Here is a 9,049-nt window from a genome sequence, read left to right as displayed (position 1 = left end):
TCAAAAGCCATAGCTACAATCACACCCTTTGTATCAATCGGGGTAGCAATCGCTTTTATCATCTATGGATGGCTTATTATGCGTGGTGCTATAGATATGCCGCTCTCAGGATTTGTAAACCGTTTCCTACGAATAAGCATTATCACTTCAATAGCTTTAACCACAGGACTTTATCAAAGTGACATTGCAAATTTGATAACACAAATGCCCTCTGAATTATCAAAAGCACTCTTCAAAAATCCACTCTCTGAACAACAATTAATGACCTTGCTTGATACAACAGCAGAAAAAGGATTTAAATATGCAGGGCGTCTTTTCCAAGAAACCGTCTTCTTCGAAGCGAATGGACTACTGTACAGTCTCTTAGGTATCCTCATCTTGCTGGCAACAAGTTTTGTCGTCGCAATCGGCGGGGGGCTCGTCTTACTAACGAAAATCGCTATTACACTTCTCGTGGGACTTGGACCATTCTTTATCACTGCTTTGCTCTGGCAACCAACCCATCGCCTTTTCCAGCAATGGTTAATCCAGGTCGTGAATTACATAATCCTCTTTCTACTCTTAGCCACTGTCTTTAATCTGATGATGAATGTCCTTGCAAACTATTTAGGTGATATGAAACTCGATTACGACCAGAATGTAAGCTTCATGTTTGGGGGAGCCCTTATCCTCTCCATTATATCCATCATGCTGTTACTCAAACTATCAAGTATTGCCAATTCTCTCGCAAAAGGCATAACATTTGGACATCTATGGAAACATAGAAGCTAGATAATATAACTAGATAATATAAAAAGCAGTGATTCTCGTAGAAGAAACACAATAAAGCACCTCATTAAATAAAGAAAAACTATCGTATAGTATAACTTTATAATCAAAATTTTAATAAAGATAAAAATTATAGAGTAATTTAATAAAGGTTAATAAAGAAGGATAAATAATTAAATTTTGTGGTGTAAGTTTAGCATTGGTTCAATAAAGAAATCGCCAAATTTTATCACAATATATGAAAAATAAGGGTAACAAAATATGAAAAAGCTAATTATCACTATAACGATCAGTATAATTTTTGGAACGTTAGCTCTCGCTGAGCAGTGTTACTGGGACTCCGGAAGTTTTAAGAATATGTGTACTCCGGAAACTAAAAAAAAACCTGTAGATCGTGATACAACAAATAATCCTGCTCCACCGAAATCACCTTCTCCATCAGCCGAATATCTAGAGATTATTGAGCTCTTAAAAAAACAGCTTGCGTTAAAAAAAGAACAGCTTTCACAAACAGAAAAAGCTTATCAAGCTATAACAAAGAGTCAGAAAACTGGATCTCAGCAAATAGACTTTTCTAGTTTTTTTCTTAAAGAGCCAGAATCGCTCTATAAGAACGATAAGCTTTCAAGGGAATCATATCAAAAGGTATTGGAGGAAGAAGAAAAAATTTCTGGAACTTTTGATGAAATGAGCAAAGTTATTTCTGGGCGGTTACAATCTGCATCGGTTCTAGACAAAGCTGTGAGTTTGGAAAATTTTGAAAACGTAGAAAATCGTTTTCAATACATAGGAAATTTATTCGACGAACTTCAAACAAAAGAAAACCTAAAAGATATTGCAAGTTTTCAAGCACATATCGATAGTACATTAGCTATGATCCAAAATGAATTTATAAAGATGGAAATGGTAGCGTATTTACGGAACGCTGAGCAATCACTGATTAAAAGAAAAAGACGCGAACTTGATATGAAACTTTTTGACCATGGAAAAAATGGGATGCCTAGAATACGGTGAAAACAAAAGCCCATATTACAGGGTTCTGGGTTAACCCAGCAATTCAAGAGGCATAAAAATTTATCAAAACCATGATAATCGCAGTGAAAATACTCAAGTGATGTATAAATGAAAATAAAGCATTTAGCATGGTTCTATGTTCTAAGGTGGTAAAAAATTGACTATTCATTAAAGAGGAATACCATGAACTTCGACATGTTCAGGCAGCTTTTACTAAAATTGATCTCGTAATAAAAACATCTATCATGGATATTTCAAAAACGATTGCTACAATTACACCCTTTGTGTCAATCGGGATAACAATCGCTTTTATCATCTATGGATGGCTTATCATTCGTGGCGCTATAGATATGCCTCTCTCCGGTTTTGTAAACCGTTGCTTGCGTATAAGCATTATCACTTCAATAGCTCTAACCGCAGGACTTTATCAAAATGAAATTTCGGGGTTGATATTAGACATGCCCTCTAAATTATCAAAAGCGCTCATCACAAATCCACTTTCTGAACAAGAATTAATGACCTTGCTTGATAAAACAGCAGGTAATGGATTTAAATATGCAGGTCGTCTTTTGGAAGAAACCGTCTTCTTCGATGCCAATGGGACACTTTTCGCTCTCTTAGGACTCATCATCTTACTGGCTAACAAACCTCGTCGTAGCAATCGGGGGTGGGCTCGTGATACTAACAAAAGTCGCTATTGCACTGCTTGTGGGACTTGGGCCATTCTTCATTATTGTTCTACTCTGGCAACCAACCCATAAATTCTTCGAGCAATGGATAGCACAGATCTTGAGATATACATTCCTCTTCATACTCTTAAAAACCGTATTTAAGCTAATGATGAATATCTTCTCAAACTATTTGAGCGATATGCAGGTCGATGCCGCACAAAATATAGGCTATATGTTTGGTGGTGCTCTCATCCTGTCCATTATATTCATCATGCTGTTACTCAAACTGTCAAATATTGCCAATTCTCTCGCAAAAGGAATCACTTTCGCTCATCTATGGAGATATAGAGACTAGATAATATAAAAAGCAGTGATTCTCGTAACGGATATTCCTTAATATCCGTAGGACAAAACAACCAGCTATCCAATCCTACAGTAAAAAACATTTACACTGAAATTGAGCTATTTTCATAAATTTAAAAATGAAATTAAAAAAGTAAAATAATTATACACTATGCACTTTACTTTATCATTAAAATTATAATAATGATAAAAAATGTTGGACTTTATTTAATTATCAAAAAGAGTAATATTAAAATGAAAAATATCATTCTTATGATTTTGATTGTAAATATATTATCGGCTTGTGCATTAGCGCCAAAGCTAAAACAACCAAATGATAGAAACCGGGTGCCTATTAATAAAACAATCCCTGCCGAGATTAAGCGAGGAGACAGATGAAAACAAAACAAGCAAAACCAGTGAAAGCCGAACAGCTTAGCAGTTATTATGAAGAAAGCCGCGGTCTAGAGCGGGATCTCATAAACGAATTTATAAGGTCGCGTAGAACGGCATGGCGTGTAGCAGGTGCTGTTGGTCTTTTTGGCTTATTCGGTATGATATGTGGTGTCATTGGGTTTTCTCAACCAGCGCCTACACCTTTAGTGTTACGCGTTGATAACACAACAGGTGCTGTTGATGTTATCTCAATTATGCGTGAGAACGAAGAAAGCTATGGCGAAGTTGTAGATAGATATTGGCTCAACCAATATGTACTTAACCGCGAAACTTATGACTACGATACTATTCAACTGAACTATGACACAACAGCACTTTTAAGTGCAGCAGCGGTTCAACAAGAATATTATAAAATCTATGATGGGGAAAATGCACGGGATAAAGTGCTTTCCAATAAGGCACGTATCACAGTTAAAGTACGATCAATCCAGCCTAATGGACTAGGTCAAGCAACTGTACGTTTTACGACTCAACAACATGACAGCAGCGGTGCAGCTACTGGGCCAAAGCAGCACCAGATTGCAACAATTGGTTATACCTATGTCGGTGCGCCCATGAAGTCATCTGATCGATTGCTTAACCCCCTCGGTTTTCAAGTAACAAGTTATCGTTCTGACCCGGAAATACTGTTGAATGATTAAGGAATTGATTGTTATGAAAAAACTTGCATTCGTTGTTCTATTATCTTCATTTTCTTCTCTTTATACGATACCTGTGCAGGCACTCAAAAGTCCATCAAATTCACAATATGATCACCGTATTCGCTATATAACATATAACGAAGCCGATGTAGTTCAAATTGAAACAGTTCTTGGTGTAGCAACACATATCATTCTTGAAGAAGGTGAACAGTATATCACTCATGCCTTTGGCGATTCAGAAGCCTATGCCTTTGCTCATAAAGGGCGGCATATCTTTATTAAACCAAAAGCAGAACTTGCTAATACCAATCTTATCGTTGTAACTGACAAACGGAGTTACAAATTCCGGCTACAGTTTCGAAATGACCGTGCGGGATCAACCTATGAATTGGCTTTCCATTATCCCGATTCAACCGATGAAAAGTCAGAGGAAAACCTCAGACGTCTTGCGATTGAACGTGGTTTTCACCAAAGCGTAAAGGGCTATAATCTCAGTTACACCATGAGCGGTCATCAAGATATTGCTCCCATCAATGCTTGGGACAATGGACGTATTACTTACTTCAAGTTTCCCGCTAACATGGATATGCCATCGATTTATGTCGTAGATGCTGAAGGGAATGAAAGCTTAATACCACGCACCGTTATCGGTAGTTCTAATGATATTATCGCCGTCCATAAAGTTAATCCTAAATGGCTCATACGACTTGGTAAGCGCGCTCTCGCTGTTTTTAATGAAGCCTATGACCCCAATGGTATACCAAACACGACAGGAACAGTATCTTCGGTGGTTTATCGCATCAATAAAGGAGGAAAATAATGTTTGACAATAAGAAAGGAGATGAAAAAGGTAGAAAACTGGATAATATAGAGCAAAAACATATTGAAGATGCCTATGGAAGCTCTGAACTAGGTTCAGAACAACGTCCAAAAATTCCAGGTGCCCGTGCATTGTTAATCGTAGGACTTATTATCATAGTAACGATACCGATTGCTCTAACTTGGAAAGCTCTTAAAATGAGTAGTACCGTAGAAGTTGAGGAAGACAAATCTCAACAAACGGTGCAGCAAGTTATACCAAGCTATACCCCTCGGATTATAGAAGAGCCAAAACCTGTAGAAGAAGTAGAAAAACCAATACAAACAGAAGAATCAAGCCTAGATATTTCACCAGCCTTGGCTAAACTTCTCCAAACAACTGTTCCCCCACATATGCTCCAAGATTCTGAAGAATTAGCGCGCAAACGTATGCTCAGTTCTAGTCTTAACAGTGGTGGTAGTGAAGGATCTACAGAAACAAACAATAAAGCCTCCAATGATAACAGTGGGGCATTAAATCTCCAACCTGTACGTTTGGGCCAATCACATGCGATGCAACTTCGCAACCGTGACCTCTTAATTACGCAAGGAACGCAAATAGATTGTACATTGGAAACAAAAATCATCACGTCACAACCAGGAATGACGACATGTCATTTAACACGGGATATTTATTCTACAAGTGGTCGTGTTGTTTTACTTGATCGTGGTTCTAAAGTCGTTGGTTTTTACCAAAGTGGCTTACAGCAAGGACAAACACGTGTATTTGTGCAATGGTTACGTATTGAAACCCCTTCTGGAGTTATTGTCAATCTTGACTCACCCGGTACAGGTCCTCTTGGTGAAGCAGGTATCGGCGGCTGGGTTGATAAACACTTTTGGGAGCGATTTAGTGGCGCAATTATGGTGAGTATCATCGGTGATTTAGGAGAATGGGTAAGAGGTCAAATTAATAAAAGTAGCAAAGAGAATAAAGAGAACGCACAATCTCAAGGAGCTCATAATGCTGAATCAGTAGTAAGTGATGTTCTTCAAAGTTCCATCAATATCACACCAACTCTTTATAAACACCAAGGCGAACGAGTGAATATTTTTGTTGCTCGTGATCTGGATTTCAGCGATGTCTACAGTCTCGTCACACGTTAACCCGATACAAAAAGATCAAGCAGTTTCTCAACTTTTGCAACCGCTTGATCGTTTCTTAGAAGATCCGAAGATCACTGAAATATCGATCTGCCGCCCCTGTGAAGTATGGACAAAAAGCTTCAACGGGTGGCAGGTCCATAGCGCACCTGAGCTAACAACAGCTTTTTTACAAACGCTTATTACAGCTATTATCGTTTATAACGGTATGGCTCCCAGAAGTATTAATTACGTGCTCTTGCCTGGTGGACAACGTGGTACAATTATCCAAACGCCAGCTGTCGTTGATGGTACTCTTTCCTTTGTGATTCGTAAGCATTCTCTTATCGTTAAGACGTTAGAAGAACTCAAAGAAGAAGGAACATTTGATGATTTTTCCGATGTAAGTTTTAACAAGCCTTCAGCAAAAGAAGCCAATAACTTGTTATCGAAGCAGGACTTCACGCGATTAGAACCATTTGAAGTTCAGCTCTTAAAACGTAAACGTGAGGGAAAAATTCTTGAATTTTTGGAAGAATGCGTCCTTTACAAACGCAACATCATCATTGCAGGCAAGACAGGATCTGGTAAAACAACATTTGCCCGCTCCCTCATTGAAAAAGTCCCTGTAGAAGAGCGGATCATCACGATTGAAGATGTTCATGAGCTTTTTCTACCCAATCATCCTAATCACGTAAATATGATTTATGGTAACAATGTGGGGCGTGTTTCAGCTGAAGAATGCTTAGATGCCTGTATGCGTCAATCGCCTGACCGAATTTTTCTTGCTGAATTACGAGGCAATGAAGCATGGGAATATCTCAATTCACTCAACACAGGTCATCCTGGATCGATTACAACAACACATGCCAACAGTGCCTTGCAGACATTTGAACGATGTGCCACCTTGATTAAAAGATCAGAAGTTGGCCGCCAACTTGAGATAGAAATGATAAAGATTGTTCTTTACACAACAGTTGACGTCGTATTGTTCTTTAAAGATAGAAAACTTTCTGAAATCTTTTACGATCCAATTTTTGCTAAATCAAAAATCGCCTAACAGAGGCTATCTTTTCAATAATAGCATACAGACAAAAAAAGCCGTAACCAATTGTTACGGCTTTTTCATTGAGCATCGTTCTCTTTGCCTCTCCAATGTATTTTCTGCACTCTTCATGACAAAAAACAAAATCGCATATGAGATTCTATCAATCATTCTTTCTATTTATCTTTTGAAAAGATATATTTAATGCAAAAAAAATTTATTTGCCTATCAATAAGAGCTTCATGAAACAGATACCAATCAACACCAATAATTATCGTCATCAAGACAAAAACTTATTTTAAGTGAGCAATAAACATGTTTTTTACCCAAACAATCTTCAGAAACAGAAAGCCTCATAATACACGATCATTCTGATTGAGCATTTATAAATCACATTTTATTCAAGAATAGAACGTATAGCGGCCTATCGGTTTCCTTCCTTAAACAAAAAAAGATTCTTATTCTACATCAACTTGTAAACAATAAAATTTCTCTAAAGAAAGCTTTGCTAACCATATCAGATGAGGTTTCATATTCCCACCCTCAAAAACAATGTCTATAAGCTATATAGGTAAATCCTACGCACGAATACTACCCTTTTCTCAATAGTTCAAAGAGCAAAAGTTCCGACAAGTAAAGATCTATAATTACACTTCTTAAAGCACCTAACATTGATTTATAAAGAGTGTTCATTGTCTTGTAAGTTGGATAAAAGATCTTAATATTACAGGGTTTTCTCATCCCAAATCTGTTTATATTGAATTAACCAAAACAGCTTGCTTGAATGTTACAAGCGAGAAATTCTGCGTGGACAAAAACTGTATAAGAAAGCATTAAAAATACCTCTTATGAACTATCTCAAACGCTCAGGACTTTAACAAAGTGTGTGATAATGCTGACTTGCTCCTTCATAAGCCTAAAAATGGTGGTGCTCTATAAATTTTATACTATTTCCATGAGGGCTTTATCGTTATCCCATTCACTGGCACCACCGAGAAATGGCTAGTAACAAGTGTGAGCAGTGTCTTTTAAAAACAAGCCCGTGAATTGGCAACACAAATGCATTCCTTTTGAGTCATTCTGTGTTGCATGAGGACCAGCCCATCTTAAAGAATATAAGAAACAAGCAAGCTTGATTTTTCACAATGATTTCTTTTTTTGTAACTGATCCTAGTCATATTCATGTGAATTCTCTATCATAATATATAAAAGAAACGGAATTAAAAGTCTGTCCCCATGGATTTCATTCTAGTTTACGGGATTGTCTAGCAGGCTTCACCAAACACTATTTCAAAGGAGAAAGATTTTTAACCCGCGCCGATCTGTAATCCATCTCCTTTCCTAGCAGATTTCACCTTTTAAACACTTTATAACCACATCTCAAATGAATGGTGTTTTACGGAATAACAGCATAAACACCCAAGCAATGAAAAATTATACCGTTAATATGTGGCGAACTTTCTTTCATGTGCAGAAATATTTCTTATACCGAAAAATAAAAAAAGCGCTTTGACAGCTTAAACAAATTTATTTAACCATATATGTAAGCAGCAATGAAATTCAGTAACCTAAAAATAGAAGTTAAACTTAGAATATTCTATATTTTTTATGGATAAAAACATATAAAATGAGGCTCTACAAATTTCATCAAAATAAAACACATTTTTTTGATGATTGAATTCTTTCGGCTTCAAACAAATCTACAAACATCACTTATTTTATATACACAATACATTTTTTTAAAATTTCGACGACCGTTTTCTAAAATTTTAGAGAAACTATAAACTTGATATTTTCTTAAAAATCTTTTTAAGCTCCCTAATAAATTAAAATCGTTTGATATCACGATAGTTTTAAACCACAGCCTTCCTAATTATAGGACATCGCAATAAGAGAGAGTGATTTTACATTCTCTAATTTTGAGAACTATCAATTTTATTTTTTATGCGACTAACAATGGAATCTCTGAAATACAATATATTCTTTAAATACTTTTAAATATATGTGATGGTGATATCAAAGCGCCCAATCACTAAATATCAGCAGTATTTTCGATATTATAATAAACGTATCGTAAAATTATAGACTATCGTCACTCATTTGTATTTCATTTGAATGAGTTACATACATTATAACGTTGATAGTATTCCTTGTTTTTTTATGCTGTATTG

At 36.5% G+C, this 9,049-nt stretch carries 7 protein-coding genes and 1 pseudogene; all 8 read left to right on the top strand.

Translation table 11 applies throughout. The features are described from left to right. Positions 1-771, top strand: a 771-nt coding sequence (locus PVV65_RS04575; RefSeq protein ID WP_273789362.1) for a type IV secretion system protein, incomplete at its 5' end; no start/stop codon positions are given. 258 nt (positions 772-1,029) lie between these two features. Next, positions 1,030-1,782, top strand: a complete 753-nt coding sequence (locus PVV65_RS04570) for a type IV secretion system protein (protein WP_273789361.1) — start codon at positions 1,030-1,032, stop codon at positions 1,780-1,782. 183 nt (positions 1,783-1,965) lie between these two features. After that, a pseudogene (locus PVV65_RS04565) lies at positions 1,966-2,808 on the top strand (type IV secretion system protein). Positions 2,809-3,050: 242 nt separating this feature from the next. Next, a complete protein-coding gene (locus PVV65_RS04560; RefSeq protein ID WP_241439200.1) occupies positions 3,051-3,194 on the top strand; it encodes a TrwH protein in 144 nt (47 codons plus the stop codon). Then, on the top strand, positions 3,191-3,892 hold the full coding sequence (locus PVV65_RS04555; RefSeq protein WP_273754060.1) for a virB8 family protein: 702 nt from the start codon (positions 3,191-3,193) through the stop codon (positions 3,890-3,892). The genes PVV65_RS04560 and PVV65_RS04555 overlap by 4 nt, the downstream gene beginning before the upstream one ends. Positions 3,893-3,905: 13 nt before the next feature. Next, complete coding sequence (gene virB9 / locus PVV65_RS04550) at positions 3,906-4,712, top strand: P-type conjugative transfer protein VirB9 (protein WP_273754058.1); 807 nt, start codon at positions 3,906-3,908, stop codon at positions 4,710-4,712. Then, positions 4,712-5,857: a type IV secretion system protein VirB10 gene (gene virB10, locus PVV65_RS04545; RefSeq protein WP_273754057.1), complete on the top strand. Its 1,146-nt coding sequence runs from the start codon at positions 4,712-4,714 to the stop codon at positions 5,855-5,857. The genes virB9 and virB10 overlap by 1 nt, the downstream gene beginning before the upstream one ends. Further along, positions 5,832-6,893 (top strand): P-type DNA transfer ATPase VirB11, encoded by a 1,062-nt coding sequence (virB11, locus tag PVV65_RS04540; RefSeq protein WP_273754055.1) that lies wholly within the window; start codon positions 5,832-5,834, stop codon positions 6,891-6,893. Before virB10 ends, virB11 begins: the two co-directional genes overlap by 26 nt. The last annotated feature ends 2,156 nt before the right edge of the window (positions 6,894-9,049 follow it).

The organism is Bartonella sp. ML70XJBT, from assembly GCF_028618425.1.
GTDB lineage: Bacteria > Pseudomonadota > Alphaproteobacteria > Rhizobiales > Rhizobiaceae > Bartonella.
Note: the sequence above shows the minus strand (reverse complement) of the source record. Positions and strands in the feature narration are given on the sequence as shown.

Bases quoted from the DNA above. Each gene is read 5' to 3' on its own strand.
- virB10 (WP_273754057.1), top strand. From the start codon at position 4,712: ATGTTTGACAATAAGAAAGGAGATGAAAAAGGTAGAAAACTGGATAAT.
- virB11 (WP_273754055.1), top strand. From the start codon at position 5,832: ATGTCTACAGTCTCGTCACACGTTAACCCGATACAAAAAGATCAAGCA.
- PVV65_RS04570 (WP_273789361.1), top strand. From the start codon at position 1,030: ATGAAAAAGCTAATTATCACTATAACGATCAGTATAATTTTTGGAACG.
- PVV65_RS04555 (WP_273754060.1), top strand. From the start codon at position 3,191: ATGAAAACAAAACAAGCAAAACCAGTGAAAGCCGAACAGCTTAGCAGT.
- virB9 (WP_273754058.1), top strand. From the start codon at position 3,906: ATGAAAAAACTTGCATTCGTTGTTCTATTATCTTCATTTTCTTCTCTT.
- PVV65_RS04560 (WP_241439200.1), top strand. From the start codon at position 3,051: ATGAAAAATATCATTCTTATGATTTTGATTGTAAATATATTATCGGCT.